General features: G+C 62.9%; 15 protein-coding genes. 7 read left to right on the top strand and 8 right to left on the bottom strand.

All coding sequences use genetic code 11. The annotated features are described in order from the left end of the window. Positions 1-53: 53 nt before the first annotated feature. From LQ788_RS19185 to LQ788_RS19170, 4 genes are all read right to left on the bottom strand, one after another. Entirely contained in the window at positions 54-989 is a 936-nt protein-coding gene (locus LQ788_RS19185; protein ID WP_231443802.1) for a hydroxymethylglutaryl-CoA lyase, read from the bottom strand. Beyond that, positions 986-2,290: a hydroxymethylglutaryl-CoA reductase, degradative gene (locus LQ788_RS19180; RefSeq protein ID WP_262908361.1), complete on the bottom strand. Its 1,305-nt coding sequence runs from the start codon at positions 2,288-2,290 to the stop codon at positions 986-988. Before LQ788_RS19180 ends, LQ788_RS19185 begins: the two co-directional genes overlap by 4 nt. A 171-nt stretch (positions 2,291-2,461) precedes the next feature. Continuing rightward, the gene (locus tag LQ788_RS19175; RefSeq protein WP_231443798.1) at positions 2,462-4,360 is read right to left on the bottom strand and encodes a helix-turn-helix domain-containing protein; all 1,899 of its coding nucleotides are present in this window, start codon (positions 4,358-4,360) and stop codon (positions 2,462-2,464) included. A gap of 23 nt (positions 4,361-4,383) precedes the next feature. Continuing rightward, positions 4,384-5,652, bottom strand: a complete 1,269-nt coding sequence (locus LQ788_RS19170) for a pyridoxal phosphate-dependent aminotransferase (protein WP_231443796.1) — start codon at positions 5,650-5,652, stop codon at positions 4,384-4,386. A 174-nt stretch (positions 5,653-5,826) separates the two neighbouring features. Here LQ788_RS19170 and LQ788_RS19165 point away from each other — a divergent pair, with 174 nt between their 5' ends. Both LQ788_RS19165 and LQ788_RS19160 read left to right on the top strand, forming a co-directional pair. Next, positions 5,827-6,624 carry an ABC transporter ATP-binding protein gene (locus LQ788_RS19165; protein ID WP_231443794.1) on the top strand — a complete coding sequence of 266 codons (798 nt, stop codon included), beginning with the start codon at positions 5,827-5,829 and terminating at the stop codon, positions 6,622-6,624. Further along, positions 6,621-7,355: an ABC transporter permease gene (locus LQ788_RS19160; protein ID WP_231443792.1), complete on the top strand. Its 735-nt coding sequence runs from the start codon at positions 6,621-6,623 to the stop codon at positions 7,353-7,355. Before LQ788_RS19165 ends, LQ788_RS19160 begins: the two co-directional genes overlap by 4 nt. Positions 7,356-7,453: 98 nt before the next feature. Here LQ788_RS19160 and LQ788_RS19155 read toward each other — a convergent pair whose 3' ends face one another. Next, a complete protein-coding gene (locus LQ788_RS19155; RefSeq protein ID WP_231443790.1) occupies positions 7,454-8,029 on the bottom strand; it encodes a GNAT family N-acetyltransferase in 576 nt (191 codons plus the stop codon). Positions 8,030-8,192: 163 nt separating this feature from the next. On the opposite strand from LQ788_RS19155, the gene LQ788_RS19150 reads away from it, so the two are divergent. From LQ788_RS19150 to LQ788_RS19135, 4 genes are read left to right on the top strand one after another with little or no spacing between them, the layout of a single operon-like run. Next, entirely contained in the window at positions 8,193-9,164 is a 972-nt protein-coding gene (locus LQ788_RS19150) for an ABC transporter ATP-binding protein (RefSeq protein ID WP_231443788.1), read from the top strand. Between the two features lies 1 nt (position 9,165). Next, positions 9,166-9,972 carry an ABC transporter permease gene (locus tag LQ788_RS19145; protein ID WP_231443786.1) on the top strand — a complete coding sequence of 269 codons (807 nt, stop codon included), beginning with the start codon at positions 9,166-9,168 and terminating at the stop codon, positions 9,970-9,972. A 52-nt stretch (positions 9,973-10,024) separates the two neighbouring features. Then, complete coding sequence (locus tag LQ788_RS19140; RefSeq protein ID WP_231443784.1) at positions 10,025-11,254, top strand: sensor histidine kinase; 1,230 nt, start codon at positions 10,025-10,027, stop codon at positions 11,252-11,254. Continuing rightward, a complete protein-coding gene (locus LQ788_RS19135; protein WP_231443782.1) occupies positions 11,251-11,856 on the top strand; it encodes a response regulator transcription factor in 606 nt (201 codons plus the stop codon). The genes LQ788_RS19140 and LQ788_RS19135 overlap by 4 nt, the downstream gene beginning before the upstream one ends. Before the next feature lie 24 nt (positions 11,857-11,880). Here LQ788_RS19135 and LQ788_RS19130 read toward each other — a convergent pair whose 3' ends face one another. From LQ788_RS19130 to LQ788_RS19120, 3 genes are all read right to left on the bottom strand, one after another. Then, complete coding sequence (locus tag LQ788_RS19130) at positions 11,881-13,050, bottom strand: ABC transporter permease (protein ID WP_231443780.1); 1,170 nt, start codon at positions 13,048-13,050, stop codon at positions 11,881-11,883. Beyond that, positions 13,047-13,934 (bottom strand): ABC transporter ATP-binding protein, encoded by an 888-nt coding sequence (locus LQ788_RS19125; RefSeq protein WP_231443778.1) that lies wholly within the window; start codon positions 13,932-13,934, stop codon positions 13,047-13,049. The genes LQ788_RS19130 and LQ788_RS19125 overlap by 4 nt, the downstream gene beginning before the upstream one ends. Positions 13,935-14,149: 215 nt before the next feature. Beyond that, positions 14,150-14,590: a hypothetical protein gene (locus LQ788_RS19120; protein WP_231443776.1), complete on the bottom strand. Its 441-nt coding sequence runs from the start codon at positions 14,588-14,590 to the stop codon at positions 14,150-14,152. A 46-nt stretch (positions 14,591-14,636) separates the two neighbouring features. Between LQ788_RS19120 and LQ788_RS19115 the strand changes: the two genes are divergently transcribed. Next, a complete protein-coding gene (locus LQ788_RS19115) occupies positions 14,637-16,757 on the top strand; it encodes a SpaA isopeptide-forming pilin-related protein (protein ID WP_231443774.1) in 2,121 nt (706 codons plus the stop codon). Positions 16,758-16,761: the final 4 nt, after the last annotated feature.

The following is a 16,761-nucleotide window of genomic DNA, read 5'->3' as shown; positions in this document are numbered from 1 at the left end:
GTGGAACGCGAACCGGGCTGACTGAGGCTCGGCCCGGCTGAAGAACTGTGGGGCTACTGATTGACGATGGCCGCCGAGGTGGCCGACGCCAGTGGCTTGCCGAGTTGCTGACTCAGCCATTGGCTCGTCTCCGCGACTGCGCGGATGTTGACTCCGGTCGAGATTCCCAGACCGTCGAGCATCCACAGGAGGTCCTCAGTTGCCAGGTTTCCCGTCGCTGAGCCTGCGAACGGGCAGCCACCGACCCCACCGGCCGAGGCGTCGAACTCGCTCACTCCCAGCTGGAGGGCGGCACAGACATTCGACAGCGCCTGACCGTAGGTGTTGTGGGTGTGCAGCGCGATCGACTCGACTGGGATGCCGCTTTCGATCAGGGCCTGCAGAACCGCGGTGACGTGACCAGGTGTGGCGGTGCCGATGGTATCGCCGAGCGAAAGCGACGAGCAGCCGGCTTCCAGCAGTCGATGAGATGCTGTGACCACACGCTGTGGATCCACCTGACCTTCCCAAGGGTCGCCGAAGACCATCGACAGATAACCGCGGACCCGCATCCCCGCCGAGGTGGCCGCGGCCGCCACGTCAAGATTGCGTGCCGTGGTCACTTCGAGGCTGTCGCCGAGGTTGGCCCGAGAGAAGGCTTCCGTGACACTGACGAAGACAGCGACGTCCTTGGCTCCCGCGGCCATGGCATCGGCGAGTCCGCGCTGGTTGGGCACGAGGACCGGATAGGAGATGTCCGCGTCGAGGTCGAGCTCGTCGAGAACTGAGCGGGTGTCAGCCATCTGCGGAACGGCCCGAGGGGACACGAAGCTGCCTGCTTCGATGGACGTCAGACCGGAATCGGCCAGTCGGGAGATGAGCTGGGCCCGAACCTCGGCGGGCAGGGTGACCGGTTCAGCCTGGAGCCCGTCCCGAGCACTGACCTCGTAGACCCTGACCTGAGTCGGAAAATCCTCGTGGGTGAAGACCTGTGGGAGTGAATCCATCATTTCTGTGCACCTGAGCGAAGATCGGCGAGGATGGCCTGAACCCGATCGAAGCGGAAGGCCTTCTCGTCGATGAGCCTCTCCACGATGACCTTGGCTTCCTCAGCGGTGGCGCCGGCAGACACGGCGAGGTTCTTCGCATGCAGCGACATGTGACCGCGCTGCACACCTTCGGTGGCCAGAACCCGCAGTGCCGCCAGGTTCTGCGCCAGACCGGCTGCGACGATGATTTCGGCCAGGTCCTTTGCGGTGGCCACTTCGGCGACCTGGAGGGAGGTGCGGGCCGCGGGGTGGACCTTCGTGGCACCACCTACCAGGCCGACGGGCATCGGCATCTCGAGGTTGCCGACGAGGTTGCCTTCGGCGTCCTTTTCAAACGTGGACAGTGAGGTGTACCGTCCGTCGACCAGGGCATGGGAATGGGCTCCGGCTTCCACCGCGCGAGTGTCATTTCCGGTGGCCAGGACGACGGCGGAGATGCCGTTCATGATGCCCTTGTTGTGGGTGGCGGCCCGGTACGGGTCGGCTGCCGCCAGCTCGTAGGCGTGGAGGATGTTGTCGACGACCTCGGCTCCACCCAGGAGTTCTTTGTCGAAGACGGCTCGCGCTCGGCTCAGGCGAAGATCTGCCTTGTTCGTCAGGATGCGCAGCAGTGCGTCGCCCTCGGCGATCGCCGCAAGGCTGCTCGACACCGCCTCTGCCATGGTGTTGACCGCATTGGCACCCATGGCATCGCGGACGTCGACGTGGAGATGGACGACGACATAGGTTGCCGACTTCGCCTCCACGAGCCGAACATCGAGGCCCTTGACGCCCCCGCCGACCTCGACGAGCTTCGGATCCTGCGCATTGGCCAGGTCGATGATCTCGTTCTGGCGTTCGAAGATACGGGACCGTGCGGCATGAGGGTCTGCCACATTGATGAGCTGGATCTGTGCCTGCATGATCGGCTGGGTCGAGCTGGTGAAGAAACCGCCTGTGGGCCGTGCCATCCGTGCGGCGTTGCTGGCTGCGGCGATGACCGATGCCTCTTCGGTGGCCATGGGTACGAGGACATCGGTGCCGTTGATCGTGAAGTTGGTGGCGACTCCCAACGGCAGGGAGAAGACACCGAAGACGTTCTCGCTCAGGTTGGCGGCCTGCTCGGGGCCGAACGCAGTCGCATCGATCTGGGTGAACACCTCGGTGTCGAGCCCGGTTGCCTCGGCTACTGCCGTGCGACGATCGTTGACCGACTTATTGCGGAAGTCGGCGATACGACTGTTCTCTGCCATGGTGTGTCTCCTGTCGAGTCTTCTTCGAATCTGTGTCTGCCGACTGCGGCTGCCGAAAGCGGCCGAGCGTCGGCGCAGAGTAATTCCGCGCAGGGTTCAGTCAAACACTTCAGGACTCGAACACCTATGGCCGTTGCAGCCAGTAATATCTTCTGTTCATGGCTTTATCGGCCAGGGGTCCTGGCTCATGCCCGGGTAGGTTCAGTCCTTCTGCCGGAGTTGATCCAGGCGGAGTGCGACGTGGAGACGGAACGCGTATTCGGGCGCTCGCCAGTCGTTGTCGAGTACCGTATCGATGCGCTCCAGCCGCAGTTTGACGGTATTGATGTGAACCGAGAGGGCAGCGGCGGTGCGACTGACGCTGCTCCTGTGTTCGAAGTAGGTGCGCAGTGTGGTGATCAGATCGGCCGATTGCCGCCGATCCCATTGTCGCAGCGGGCTGAGCATGCGCTCCATGAACTGTCCGACGTGTTCGGGGGCTGAGCCGAACATCGCCGTGTAAGGAGCGAAGTCCTCAGCGGGGCGGACGCCTGTGGTGATCGAGAGCGAGTTGAGCACTCGCACGCACGACCAGAGCTCGTCTTCTGCGGTGCGCAGCTGCGAACGCTGAAATTCGGTGTCGGAGACAACGACCAGGCACTCGCGCAGGATGTCTGAGGCTGTGAGCAGCTCATTCAGCTGCGTTCGGCTTCGATGTGCCGAGCGGGGCAGCAGCACGGTCAGGCCCGGGGAGCGTTGAGTCATGAGAATCCGCGGCTCAATCCGAGCCAGATACGAACCGATGCGGTCGAAGTCGTTGGGGGCGGCTTGAACCACGATGAGCTGCCAGGGGCCGAGGAGAGTGAAGTTGCTGGAACGCGCTCGCGCTCGCAGCTCGTCGAGACTTCTGGTGTCGGCGATCAGATCGACGGCCAGTTCGCCGCGTACACGGTTCTCCGCGTCGGCACGTGACTGCTCGTTCATCTGAATGAGTGCCAAAGACTGTGCGGCCTGCGCGACGATGCTGTGGTCGCCGTCTTTGGGGTCGTTGTGGAAGAGCACGAACAGCCCGCTGTGCTGACGTCTGTTCGACGCCACCGAGGCAGCGATGAGTCGCTTGTCGTGGGAGATCTGGACGCTTCGTCCGGTGCGGTGACTGGTGTCCAACGCCGCAAGAATGTCATCTCGACTCACGTCGGCCTCGGCGAGGAATCCCTCGTCTGCTGGAAAACCGGGGGAGTCAAGGCTCCAACTGTCCACGATGAGCACCTCGGCACGGAGGGTCTCGGCAATGACTTTCGTGACGGCTGCTGCACCGTGGCCCTGCAGCACCAACTGGGTCAGCTGCTCTTCGACCTCGACGAGGCGCTGCAGGGTGTTCGCCTTGGCCGCGGCCAGTTCTTCTGCGGCAGCAGACAGTGCGGCCGCTTCGGCGAGTTCGCCCATGAGTCGGGCGGTCTTGAGAATCACCGAAGCGTGGTCTGCCAGAGCAGAGAGCAAGGTGATCTCATCTGCCCCGAAGTCATGGGGGTAGCGATTCGCCGCGAACAGGGCACCGAGCACTTCGCCGTCGACGACCATGGGCACTCCGAGGAGTGACTCCATGCCTTCTGCCTTGACTGCTGAGTCGACACGCCGCTCATGAGGCAGTTGAGTCAGGTCGTAGTCCGAGGTCCAGTGGGCGGCTCGGTCGCGGACGACACGGCCTGCGAGTCCGACTCCGGGTGGTACGCGCAGTGCCGGGAGTTGGAGCGAAATGGCCCCGCGGCTGGCTCTGACGTTGAGCTCGTCGGTTTCCGGGTTGTATTCCGAGAGGTAGGCGATGTCGCAGCCGATAAGCGATTTGGCTCTGTCGACGAGCTTCTGTAATAGACGCTTCGTGTCTCTGACCTGGATGAGCTCTGAGGCGCTTTCGAGCAGGGCTGCGCGTTCATGGTCCTTCTGGCGCCAGCGAACCATGGTGGTGGATAGCTCGAGAAGCGAGTCGATGAGGGTCGACTGCTGCCCGAGTTCTGCCTCCAGCGAGCCGGGATCGACGGGGTTTCCGCGCGCGATCAGACTGATAGCCCGTGCGACGGAGTCCACTGCTGCTGTCTCTGGTCCTGTCGAGCGCTCCGTCATGGGGCCATTATCTCAGCCCCAGATCACCCCGCCGCCGGCGACATCTCCTTGACGGTCGGCAGCTCGCAGGTGCTGGGTGCGTTCTGCTTGTAGCCGGAGAGGAACTCGCCGAGGCGGTTGATCGATTCGTCCAGGACTTCGACGGAGGGCAGGGTGACGAGTCGGAAGTGGTCGGGGCTCGACCAGTTGAAGGCGGTGCCGTGGGAGACGAGGATCTTCTGTTCGCGCAGCAGGTCGAGGGCGAACTGTTCGTCGTCGGTGATGTTGAATTTGTCGACGTCGAGCTTCGCGAACATATAGAGGGCACCGCTGGCCCGGTGCGCGGAGACACCGTCGATGGAGTTCAGCCCCTCGTGCGCGAGGTTCATCTGCGCACCGAGGCGACCCTGCGGCAGGACGAGGTCCTCGATCGACTGCTTGCCGCCGAGCGCCGCCTGGATTGCGTGCTGGGCGGGAACATTTGCGCACATGCGCATATTGGCCAGGAGTTTGATGCCCTCGAGGTAGCTTTTGGCCTCGGACAGTGGTCCGGTGATGGCCAGCCAGCCCGCGCGGTAGCCGGCGATCCGGTAGGCCTTGGACAGTCCCGAGTAGGTCAGGCACAGGACATCGTCGCCGGTCACGGTGGCCATATTGACCATCTCGACATCGTCGTAGGTGATCTTCTCGTAGATCTCGTCAGCGAAGATGATGAGGTCGTGGCGGCGTGCGATGTCGACGATCTTCTTCAGAGTCTCGCGTGAGTAGACCGCACCCGTCGGGTTGTTCGGGTTGATGACGACGATGCCGCGGGTGTTCTCGGTGATCTTCGATTCGAGATCCTCGAGGTCGGGCTGCCATGCGGTGGCTTCGTCGCACAGGTAGTGCTTGGGGGTGCCGCCGGCCAGGGCGACCGATGCCGTCCACAGGGGATAGTCGGGGCTGGGGACGAGGATCTCGTCGCCGGGATTGCACAGGGCCTGCAGGGATAGGGTGATGAGTTCGCTGACTCCGTTGCCCAGGAACACCTCGGGGGTGTCCAGATTGTGGATGCCTCTGGTCTCGTAATACTGGACGACGGCGCGGCGACCGGAGAGAATTCCACGCGAGTCCGAGTACCCCTGAGCCACGGGCAGCTGTTTGACCATGTCGTGGACGATCGCCTCGGGGGCTTCGAATCCGAAAGGTGCAGGGTTGCCGATGTTGAGCTTGAGGATGGTGTGGCCCTTGGCCTCCATCGCCTCGGCCTCTTCGAGGACGGGTCCCCGAATGTCATAGAGGACATTGGCCAATTTCGACGACTGCCTGTACATGTGAACCTTTCGCTGAGACGTTTGCTATTCCCACGCTATGACCCTCGCCGAGGTGGTTCTGACCAAACAGAGGCCCGTTTCGTGAACCTTTGCCGAGGTTTTCGGATTGTTTCCCAAACCTTTGGTACCACGGGTCACTTGACGTAGGCCAATATCGGTAGTCTTATTCTTCATATGACGAGCAACGCGATCGAAGCTCGGGGGCTGACGATTCGACGCGGGCGAAAGACCGTGATCGACAGTCTCGACCTGACTCTGCCGCGCGGCGCCATCGTCGGTCTGCTCGGGCCCAGCGGCAGCGGGAAGACGACACTCATGCGCGCCATCGTCGGTGTCCAAATCGTCAGCGGCGGAACCGTCAAAGTGCTCGGCGAACCCGCAGGCTCAGCACCTCTGCGCCACAAAGTTGGATATATGACGCAGCTGGCCAGCATCTACGACGACCTCTCGGTGCGCGCGAACCTGGCCTACTTCGCCCGGGTGCAGGGCGTGCCGAAGTCCGATGTCGAGCGCGTCATCGAGCGCACCGATCTGAGAGGCCAGGCCGATCAGCTCGCCCGCACGCTCTCCGGCGGCCAGGCCAATCGCGTGTCGCTGGCGGCGGCGATGCTCGGGTCGCCGGAGCTGTTGGTCCTCGACGAGCCCACGGTCGGGCTCGATCCGGTTCTGCGCTCCGAGCTGTGGGCCATCTTCCGCCGCATCGCAGACGATGGGGCGACGCTGCTCGTCTCGAGTCACGTCATGGATGAGGCCACTCGGTGTGACCGGCTGCTGCTGATGCGTGAGGGCGCGGTGATCGCAGATACGACTCCGAGCGAGCTGCTCGAGAGCACACGGGCCGCCTCGGCGGAGGAAGCCTTTCTGCGCATCATCGAGACCGATACGGCTAAGAGGGACTCTGTGTCGAAGAGGCTGTTGGCGACGCGCCCACCGCCGCAGGGCAAGCGAGGTTCGAAGGGGACGAAGAGATGACTCCTTCGCGCACCTTGGCCACGGCAGGGCGTGTGCTGCTCCAGATCCGCAACGACCCGCGCACCATCGCACTGCTGCTCGTCGTGCCCAGCCTGCTCATCGGACTCGTAGCCTGGATCTTCGACGAGACGGATGTCTTCGACAGAATCGGCCCGGCGATGCTCGCGCTGTTTCCCTTCATCGTGATGTTCCTCGTCACGAGCATCAGCACCCTGCGCGAGCGGCGCAGCGGAACACTCGAACGTCTGCTGTCGATGCCCTTGGGGCGGGGCGACTTCATCCTCGGATACACCGTGGCCTTCGGCCTGCTGGCGGTGCTGCAGACGGCGATCGCGGTGGGCTTCGCCACGGTGGTGTGCGGACTGGAGATCGAAGAGTCGATCGTGCTGCTCTTCGTCGTCGCCATTGCGGATGCACTGCTCGGTACGGCGCTCGGGCTGCTCGCCAGCGCATTCGCCCGCACCGAGTTCCAGGTCGTGCAGTTCATGCCGGTGCTCGTGTTCCCGCAGATTCTGTTGGGCGGCATCTTCCTTCCCCGCGATCAGCTGCCGGACGTACTCGAAGTGATCGGTGACTGGTTGCCGCTGTCGCACGCGATCGACGCCCTGACTGCGGTGTCGACAGGCAGCGAGGACGCGGCGTACATCTGGGTGCGCATACTCTTCATCGGCTGCTGGATCGTCGGTGCCGTCATCGTCGGTTCACTGACTCTGCGCCGCCGGACGCCGTAGAGTTCACGCCGGATCCTTACAGTTGTAGCGCAGAAACCCTTCTATTTGTAGCGCGGACGATGCGACGGAGCTGCGATGGTGGGCCCACTGTTTGAGTTTCACGCCACCTGACGGTCGGTACTCAGCATCCCGAAGATGAGGGTGTCTGACCATTCGCCCTTCGACCACCAGTCTTGGCGCAGATGAGCTTCCTGGCGCATGCCGATGCGGGAGGCCAACTTCGCCGAGGCGGTGTTCCGGGCATCCATCTGAGCGATGACCCGATGGAGGTTGTAGTGGTCGAAGGCGACATTGAGCATGGCGGTGGCGGCTTCTGATGCGAAACCGTGGCCACCGGCAGCCGGATTGAGCACCCAGCCGATCTCGGCCTTCTCCGCTGAATCGTCGGTGAGCCAGATGCCGACGTCGCCGATGACGACCGAGCCTTCGATGTCGTCGAGGCCGTCCTTGGTCTCGACGATCAGCGAGAGCGCACGTGATTCGGTATCCAAGCCGGTCTTCGAAGAGCGCTTGGCGATTTGAGTCCGCGCCTCTTCGGCGGTCCAAGGCTCGCCGAGCAGGAACTGCGAGACGTCTTCTCGAGAGTAGATGGGCAGCAGCGCCTCGGCGTCGGTCTCGCGATGCGCGCGCAGGTTCAGGCGGTCGGTGGTCAGCGGCAGAGTCAGGGATTTCATAACCTCCACCCAATCACGACCAGGATCGAGGCGGAAGAGAGGAACAGTTGGAATCTCCTCGAACATGCATCGGAGCAGAACAGGAGCAGTGCCTGGCTAGAGCGGCCACAGGCAGTGACAAATGGCATCATCAGGGCCGCCTGTCTCTTCCTAATCTGAAGTCATGAGCACACAGATGACAGCACCACGCAGAGCAGCCGACCAGGGAACGATTCCATCCGCCGTTGTCCTCGACCACCTGACCAAACGCTTCGGCGACCTCACGGCAGTCGACGACATCGACCTGAGCATCCGACCCGGAGAGGTCGTCGCCTTCCTCGGCCCCAATGGGGCCGGCAAGACCACGACGATCGATATGCTCCTCGGTCTCTCCCGACCGACCAAAGGATCGGTCGAGGTGTTCGGAATGACGCCGCGACAAGCGGTCAGCCGGGGTCTCGTCAGCTCGGTGATGCAGACCGGAGGACTCCTCGATGACCTCACAGTGCAGGAGACGGTGGAGTACACCTCGGCGATCTTCGCCTCGTCCCTGGACGTTGATGTCGTCCTGGCCCGCGCAGGCATCACGGACATCGCGAAGTCGACCGTGAAGAAGTGCTCGGGCGGACAGAAGCAGCGCCTGCGGTTCGCGATGGCGCTCCTGCCGGACCCGGCCCTCATCGTCCTTGACGAACCGACGACGGGCATGGACGTCACCGGCCGCCGAGACTTCTGGCACGAGATGCGTGCCGACGCCCTGCACGGAAAGACGATTCTCTTCGCCACGCACTATCTCGAAGAGGCCGATGAGTTCGCCGATCGAGTGATCCTCGTTTCCGGTGGGCGCATCGTTGCCGACGGCCCGGCACACGAGATCCGCGCCATGGCTTCGGCGAAGACGGTGAGTGCGACCGTTCCCCTCGACGACGGCATCAACCGGGCCGACGGTCCCGACCGACCAGACAGTCTCCTCGCCTTGCTCGGCGGTCTGGTCGGCGTCGAATCCGTCGAGGTTCAGGGCCGGCGGCTGAAGATGCGTACGACGGACTCCGACGCAGCTGCCAGAGCACTCTTCGACAACGCCTGCACCGACCTCGAAATCTCCTCCCACTCCCTCGAAGACGCATTCATCAGCCTGACCTCGAAAGGGGCATGACATGTCCGCGACCACCACACCCGCAACCACAGGCCAGTTCCTCGACTCCCTCAACGATCGTCGAGCGCCTCGCTTCGGCGGATTCTCCGCCACGCTTCTGCGCATCGAACTCCTCCGCAAGCTGCGCAACAAGCGCACGCTCATCTTCTCGATGATCATGCCCGCGGTCTTCTACCTCATCTTCGGCCTGACGAATCGGGGTGAAACGCTCGGCAGCACCAACGCGGCCCTCTACATCTCGGTGTCGCTGGCAACCTATGGGGCCATGGTCGCGACGACCACCGGCGGTGCACAGGTCGCGGTCGAGCGGGCTTTGGGATGGAGCCGACAGCTTGCGCTGACCCCGTTGCATCCGGCGGCCTATATTCTCACAAAAGTGCTTGTCTCGATGTTCCTCGGCGCATTGTCCGTTGCCGTCGTCTTCATCCTCACCGCGGTCACCGGCGTTCACGCTCCGCTGGGCACGCTGCTCGTATGCGGGCTCCTCGTCATCCTCACCTCCGCGGTATTCGCAGCCTTCGGAGTCATGCTCGGGTATCTGCTTCCGGCAGAGAACGCCATCCAGCTCTCGAGCATGGCCCTCGGCGTCCTCTCCCTGATCGGCGGACTCTTCGTTCCTCTCACGATCTGGCCAGACACTCTGCAGACGATCGCGCGCTTCACTCCTGCCTATGGTGCCGGCGAAATCGCCCGTGCACCGCTTGGCGGGGGATACGATCAGTGGGCAGTCGTCAACGTCGTCGTGTGGCTGGCAATCTTCGTCGGAGGCTCAGTCTGGGCCCTGCGCAGAGACACCGCCCGCGTGTGAGCAGCGTCTTCGCCCGCGTGACAGATACCAGCTTTCAAGGAGGGAAGTCGTAGTGAGCGCAGCTCCAGCAAGCACCGAATCCACTCCGGTGCGGCTTCCCTTCATCAAGTGGTTCTTTCCCGCCATCTGGATGGTCTTCCTCGTCTACCCACTGTCTGGAGCCTGGGAACACAGCGGCGCCTCCCGGTACTGGGGCGTGGGCCTGACGATTCTCTTCGCCGCCGTCTTCTACCTGGCCATGTGGGTCAGCGGGCTCAACCTCGGTGCCATCTCTCGTGACGTGGGACCGAGGTCAACACCGGCTTCGCACCGTGTAATGCGAGGAACGGTCGGCCGCAGGCGACTCGCACTCGCCGGATGCCTCGTCGCGATGATCATCATCGGACTCATCGTCACTGCGCTCATCGGCGAAGAGGGACTGTCGTTCCTCGCCTACATCTCTGTCATCATCGTCATCATCGTGCACCGAACGACCCCGGGACTGATCGTGGCCTGCCTGACGACCATCGTCGCCGAGGTGACCCAACACCTCGTACCCGGGTGGACCCACGATTACGCCACCACCTTCGGCATCTCGATCTCGAGCTTCGCCATGGTCATGGCCATATTGGCCGGCGACCGTGCCCGCGCTGCGCGTGCCGCGGAGGAGGAGAATCGGCGGCTCGAACACGAAGCTGAACGTCTGCGGATCTCCCGCGACGTTCACGATGTTCTCGGCCATTCGCTCACCGTCATTGCGCTCAAAGCCCAGTTGGCGGCGAAGCTCCAGGCCAACGGTGCTCCCGAAGCTGCCAAGCACATCTCGGAGATCGAACAGCTTGCCCGGTCTGCTCTGGCTGATGTGCGCACGACGGTGCAGGGGACGCGGATGATCTCCCTGGCTGCGGAACTCGTCGCGGCCACACGGGCTCTGCGCGCGGCCGGAATCGATGTCGAGGCTCCCACCTCGGTCGACAATGTCGATGCTGGACTGCGGGAGCTCTTCGCCTGGACAGTGCGCGAGGGCAGTACGAATATCTTCCGCCATGCCCGCGCCCGGCACGTCAGCATCAGCCTCGAGCCGAACCGGATCGAGATCAGAAACGACAGCGTCGGTCACCCCACCGACCTCGCCGAGGTGGGTGCCGGTTCCGGTCTGCGCGGGCTGAGCGAGCGAGCGAAGGCTGTGGGAGCCAGGGTGAGGACGGAGAAGACCGATGAGGGCTTCGTGCTCGCAGTCAGTCGGAAGGCCGACGACGCCATCACCTCGGGGATCAACGACGAACAGGAGGCCAAGCGGTGACTACGCTCCTCGTCGCCGACGATCAGACCATGGTCCGCGAGGCGCTCGCCGCCCTGCTTGGAATGGAAGCGGATCTCGAGGTCATCGCCCAATGCGCACGCGGCGACGAGGTGCTGCCTGCCGTCCGACACCAGCAGCCCGATGTCGCGCTGCTCGACGTCGATATGCCTGGCCTCGACGGACTCGAGGTCGCAGACGTCCTTCGTGCCGAGTTTCCCCACGTCAAGATCATCATCGTTACCACGTATGGACGGCCGGGGTGGGTGAGGAGAGCCATGGATGCCGGGGTCAACGGGTTCATGGTCAAGGACGCCCCTGTCGAACATCTGGCAGACGGGATCCGGCGGGTGATGGCCGGACTGCAGGTCATCGACCCCGAACTCGTCGTCGAATCAACCGTGCGCGGGCGCTCCCCGCTGACGGAGCGGGAGACCGACGTCCTCCGAGCAGCGGCCGACGGGGGCAGCGTCGAAGAACTCGCCTCGGCGCTCTTCCTTTCGGCAGGTACGGTACGCAACCGACTGTCTGCCGCGATCGGCAAGACCGATGCCCGCAACCGTGCCGATGCCGCCCGCATCGCCCGCGACAACGGCTGGCTGTAAAAACGCGGATTTGGTCGTAGAAGCTCAGCCCTTCGACCTGCTCAGAGCCTGCTTCCACGACACCTTCGGGCCTGACTGCAGGATGGAGCGTTCGAAGATCCGGGTCGCCAGCAGCAGAGCCAGAATCGTGGTCACCGCGAGGATGAGCAGCGAGAGCAACGGCTCCCACCATTCGATCGTGCCGAGGAAGACGCGCATCGGGACCGCGACCGCCGCGGAGAACGGAATATAGGACATCACAGCCATCACGGTCTCGTTGGAGGAGAAGAGGATGACCGCCATATAGGGCAGGAAGATGAGCATCATGATCGGGCTGGACGTCGAGCCCAGGTCCTCCGTCCGGGAGACCATCGAGGCGGCCGCGGCGTAGAGGGAGGCGATCATGACGAAGCCGACGATGAAGAGTGGGATGAACCAGGCGATCGGGTCCGTGACCTTGCTGAGCACCAGATCGTTCCCGCTGATGGCAGCGCCGATAAGGACGGAGAGCGCGGTCAGACCGATCTGTGCGAAGGCGAGGATGGAACACGCAAGCACCTTGCCGAACATCAGCACCTTCGCCGAGGTGGAGGCGAGCAGGATCTCCACGATCCGTGACTGCTTCTCCTCCACCACCGAGGAAGCGATGGTCGATCCGAAGGTCACCGCGGACATGAAGAACACAAGCCCGAGGCCCAAGCCGATCAGGTACGTCAGCCCCGGATCCGGGGCGTCGGGGTCGAGGAGTTCAACGGTAGGGACCTGGCTGAGTTCGCCTGTCAGTGACTCGGGAGCGGAGCGTTCGGCGATGACGGTGACGCCGACCGGGGACTGCGGGTCATCGACCACCGCGGCCGCGACCTCCTCCGACTTCACAAGCTCCTTCGCCTCATCGGCGTTGTCCACGGAGACGAGTTCGATCCCATCGATTCCTTCGACAGCCTGTGCCCCCGCCGAGGTGACCGCCACCTTTTCCGTGGAGGAGAACAATGAAGGCAGCGACCCCGATACCGCGACGAGTGCGCCGAAGAGGACGATGCTCAGCAAGGTCGAGATCATGAACGCCTTCGACTTGATGCGGACCATGATCTCGCGTTCGATGACGAGGCCGATGGCGGTGGTGAAACTCGCCCGCTGTGTCTGCGCCGTCGTTGCCAACCCCGACTTCTTGGGGGCGTTGGTGTCGAGCGAATTCGAATCCTGTTGGATGCTCATGCCTGCGTGACCTCCTGGAAGAGACGGTTGAGGGCGACGGTGTGTGGGGCAAAGGATTTCACGGACGACACGGTGATGGCCTGGTGCAGGACCGCCTCGGCGATATCAGGGTTCGGTGCGGCGAAGCGCACCCAGTTACCGTCGAACTCAACGACATTGATGTCGGGGATCTCGCGCACCCAGCCCATGTCCGAATCGGTCTGCAGAATCCACTCAGGGGTGCTGCGCTGACTGCGCAGCTCGTCGGCGGTTCCGTTGGCGACGAGCCGGCCGCCGTCGATGATGACGAGGTCGTCGACGAGGCGCTCGACCAGGTCGAGCTGGTGGCTGGAGAAGAGGACGGGTACACCGGTGTCGGCGAAGTCCTTGAGCACTTCGAGGGTGCGTTCGACGGCGACCGGATCGAGTCCGGAGAAGGGCTCGTCGAGGACGAGGGCGCGCGGTCGGTGAATGAGCGCGGCGGCGATCTGCACCTTCTGCTGGTTGCCGAGGCTCACTGCTTCGAGGTTGTCGCTGGGTTTGCCGCCCAGGTCGAGCTGCTCGAGGAGTTCGAGGCCACGTCGACGGGCGGAATGGCGGCTGAGACCGTGGAAGCGGGCGAGGTAGATGAGCTGATCGATGATCGGCATCTTCGGGTAGAGGCCGCGCTCTTCGGGCATATAGCCGATCGCGCTGCGGTGGCCGGGAGTGATGGTCTCGCCATCGACGGTGATGCGGCCGGAGTCCGCGGCGAGCACGCCCAGGATGATGCGCATGGTCGTCGTCTTGCCGGAGCCGTTGGAACCGACGAACCCGGTCATCCGTCCCGAGCCGATGGAGAAGGACAGGTCGTGAAGAACCTGTTTGTCGCCGAAGCTGCGAGAAATTGAGTCCAAGGTGATCATGACTCAAACCTATGCGGTGCGCCGGCGATGCGAATCCGTCGTTCGGGCTATTTCGGCCTCAGCGGCATGGGGGAGACCGGTGGTAGTTGAATAGAAAACTACTGAGTAGTTTCCGCTGCTGCCACAATGCCTGAAAGCAACTACTGATCTATTGCTGAAGTGGCCGGTCCCAGCAATGTCTTTGCGCTTTCAACTTCCTAATCTGAAGAAGTTCGTCACGCTCTGCTCCTCTGTTCCCCTGCCCGTCCGCAGCTCACCCGCTGTCGTGCGCGGACGGGATTGTGAGGTGCCACGGGCGAGATCGCTTGGAACCGGAATGAGGAAAGTATGCCGCTGGCACGTTTGCGTGTGCGCCCTGTATGGGCTGCGTTGACCGCACTGGTCATGGTTCTTTCCGGCATGGGCATCGTGCTGATGCCGGCTGCGTCCGCGCATGCTGCCGCTTCGGCACCCGCGACGTCGGCACCTGCGACGAAGGCTCCTGCGACGAAGGATGCCGCGACCTCGGCGCCCGAAACGAAGCCCTCAGCAGCACATGCAGCTGCGAGACCTGTCTCGATAACGTGCGAACCGGGGAATGTGTACTCGGTGTCGAGTTCGGGCCAGATGCGGAAGGTGACGAACGATTCATCTGAGTCTGTCGGTGCACCAGCCACCTATCAAGAGCGCTATTGGACGCTTCTCGGATGGCGGTATCGCGACGTGCCAGTGGCATCATTCAACGGGCTTGGCATCGGTAAGGAAGGTTCCCCGATCTATGCCTACGAACGGACGAACAGCTCCAAGACCGTCGAGATCTATCAGCTCAACCCGTCGAGCGGCACATGGTCCGCCACGAGTGCTGAACGGACAGACAACGCTATCCAATTCATCGGTGGAGCCGTCGACCTCGACAGTGGCCTCTACTACTTCGGCGGGTTCACCGACTCAGGTTCGAAGTTCAACGTCTACGTCTACAACAAAGACTCGAACACCACCTCGTTCAAAGGTTCGGTCGACACCAACACAAACTCAAGCAGAACTTCCAACGGCGACATGGCTTTTGACTCGCAGGGCAATCTCTTCATAGTCCGCGGTTCAGGCAATACCACCACCGTCTTCTCGGTCACGAAAGCAGACTTGGCCGCTGGCACTGGAAGGGAAATAGCAGCCTCCCCTTCCGGAACATATGAGACCAATTCCAATGTCAACGGTGTGGCATTTGACGCCAGTGGACGGGCCTATCTGGGAACCGGTTCGACGATCAAGGCCTATGACATGCCCGATTGGTCGAACTCCGACGATTTCGCCTCCGGCAACTGGTCAAGCACTGACCTGGCCTCGTGCTCCTCTCCAGCCACCATCACACTTACGAAGGACGTCGTCGGCGGACGTGCAAAAGCGGATGATCAGTTCGCGTTGTCGCTCAAGCAGGGCAACACTGATCTCGGAACCGCTACCACGACCGGCAGCTCCACTGGTGTGCAGAAGGAAATCGTCGGGCCTCAGCCTGTAAAGCGTGGAGCGACGATCAAGTTCTCCGAAACCGGAGCCAACGGAGCTGACCTCGGTGACTACGCCAGCGCATATTCGTGCACGGTAGATAAAACGCCGATCAGCGGCGCCTCCGGAACCGGCAACTCGGGCAGCGTGACCATCCCCAACACCGGCAAAGAGGTCGTCTGCACGATCACGAACTCGCCGCTGACCGCCAACGTCTCGATCCACAAGGACGTCGCCGACGAAGACGGCAAGAACGTCAAACCGGGCAAGGACTGGACCGTCGGCGCGAAGACGACTGTCACGACCGACACCGTCACTTCGACACCCACCGCAGCCACGCAGAAGACCAATGCCAGCGGCGATGCCAAGTGGGCACTGAAATTCAACAAGACCACAGGTCGAGCGACGATCGCCGTCTCCGAGACTCAGCAGGACGGCTTTGAATTCTCCTCAGGCTCCTGCGAGATCACCCACCTCGACGGGACCAAGGACACGAAGAAGCTCGACAACGAGAAGAACACCAACCTCACCGGCATCAAACCCGGTGACGATGTGAAGTGCGGCTACCTCAACAAGGTCAGCGACACCTCGCTCACCCTCGTAAAGAAGGTTGACAACAAGGACGCGGCCGGCATAGCCAAGGCCACCGACTGGACGCTGAAGGCCATCGGTGACAAGGCCGCAGGCGACAAGACCATTTCCGGCAAGACCGGCACCAAGGACGTCACCGAGGTCAAGATCAAGGCCGGCGAATACGCACTCTCCGAACTCGACGGACCCGAGGGCTACGAGGCCTCTGCCTGGGACTGCGGCCCGAAGAACACGGTCACAGCGGACAAGGTCACAATCAAAGCCGGCGAGACGGTGGCGTGCACGATTACGAACACCGCGAAGACCGGAACCGTGACCTGGAACAAGACCGACGAGAGCGGCAACGCGCTCAAGGGATCCGTGTGGACGATGACCGGCCCCGACGGAACCGCGGTCGAGGTCGAGGACTGCGCAGCCACCTCGGCGGACGCGTGCACCGGTCCTGACAAGGACCCAGCCGCGGGCAAGTTCGCGCTCAGCAGCCTCAAGTGGGGCGAACACACGCTCGTCGAGAAGTCCGCCCCGGCGGGATACGTCCTCGACGACACCAAGCACACCTTCACGGTCTCCGGATCGACGCTCAAACAGTCGATCGGATCGTTCACCAACAAGCAGAAGCCGCAGGTTGCGCTGCCGCTCACGGGTGGAACCGGAAGCCAGATTTTCATCATCGCCGGAGCCGCACTGTGCGCAGCCGGTGGTGTGGGAGCACTTCTCAAGGGCCTGCGCCGCAGGAACCGGAAGCACTGAAAGG

Origin of the sequence: Brevibacterium zhoupengii, from assembly GCF_021117425.1 — a bacterium.
In the GTDB taxonomy this organism is placed as follows: domain Bacteria; phylum Actinomycetota; class Actinomycetes; order Actinomycetales; family Brevibacteriaceae; genus Brevibacterium; species Brevibacterium zhoupengii.
The sequence above is the reverse complement of the archived record's forward strand: the minus strand, read 5'-3'. Positions and strand labels throughout refer to the sequence as shown.

Bases quoted from the DNA above. Each gene is read 5' to 3' on its own strand.
- LQ788_RS19165 (WP_231443794.1), top strand. From the start codon at position 5,827: ATGACGAGCAACGCGATCGAAGCTCGGGGGCTGACGATTCGACGCGGG.
- LQ788_RS19130 (WP_231443780.1), bottom strand. From the start codon at position 13,050: ATGAGCATCCAACAGGATTCGAATTCGCTCGACACCAACGCCCCCAAG.
- LQ788_RS19125 (WP_231443778.1), bottom strand. From the start codon at position 13,934: ATGATCACCTTGGACTCAATTTCTCGCAGCTTCGGCGACAAACAGGTT.
- LQ788_RS19160 (WP_231443792.1), top strand. From the start codon at position 6,621: ATGACTCCTTCGCGCACCTTGGCCACGGCAGGGCGTGTGCTGCTCCAG.
- LQ788_RS19185 (WP_231443802.1), bottom strand. From the start codon at position 989: ATGATGGATTCACTCCCACAGGTCTTCACCCACGAGGATTTTCCGACT.
- LQ788_RS19170 (WP_231443796.1), bottom strand. From the start codon at position 5,652: ATGTACAGGCAGTCGTCGAAATTGGCCAATGTCCTCTATGACATTCGG.
- LQ788_RS19175 (WP_231443798.1), bottom strand. From the start codon at position 4,360: ATGACGGAGCGCTCGACAGGACCAGAGACAGCAGCAGTGGACTCCGTC.
- LQ788_RS19145 (WP_231443786.1), top strand. From the start codon at position 9,166: ATGTCCGCGACCACCACACCCGCAACCACAGGCCAGTTCCTCGACTCC.
- LQ788_RS19155 (WP_231443790.1), bottom strand. From the start codon at position 8,029: ATGAAATCCCTGACTCTGCCGCTGACCACCGACCGCCTGAACCTGCGC.
- LQ788_RS19150 (WP_231443788.1), top strand. From the start codon at position 8,193: ATGAGCACACAGATGACAGCACCACGCAGAGCAGCCGACCAGGGAACG.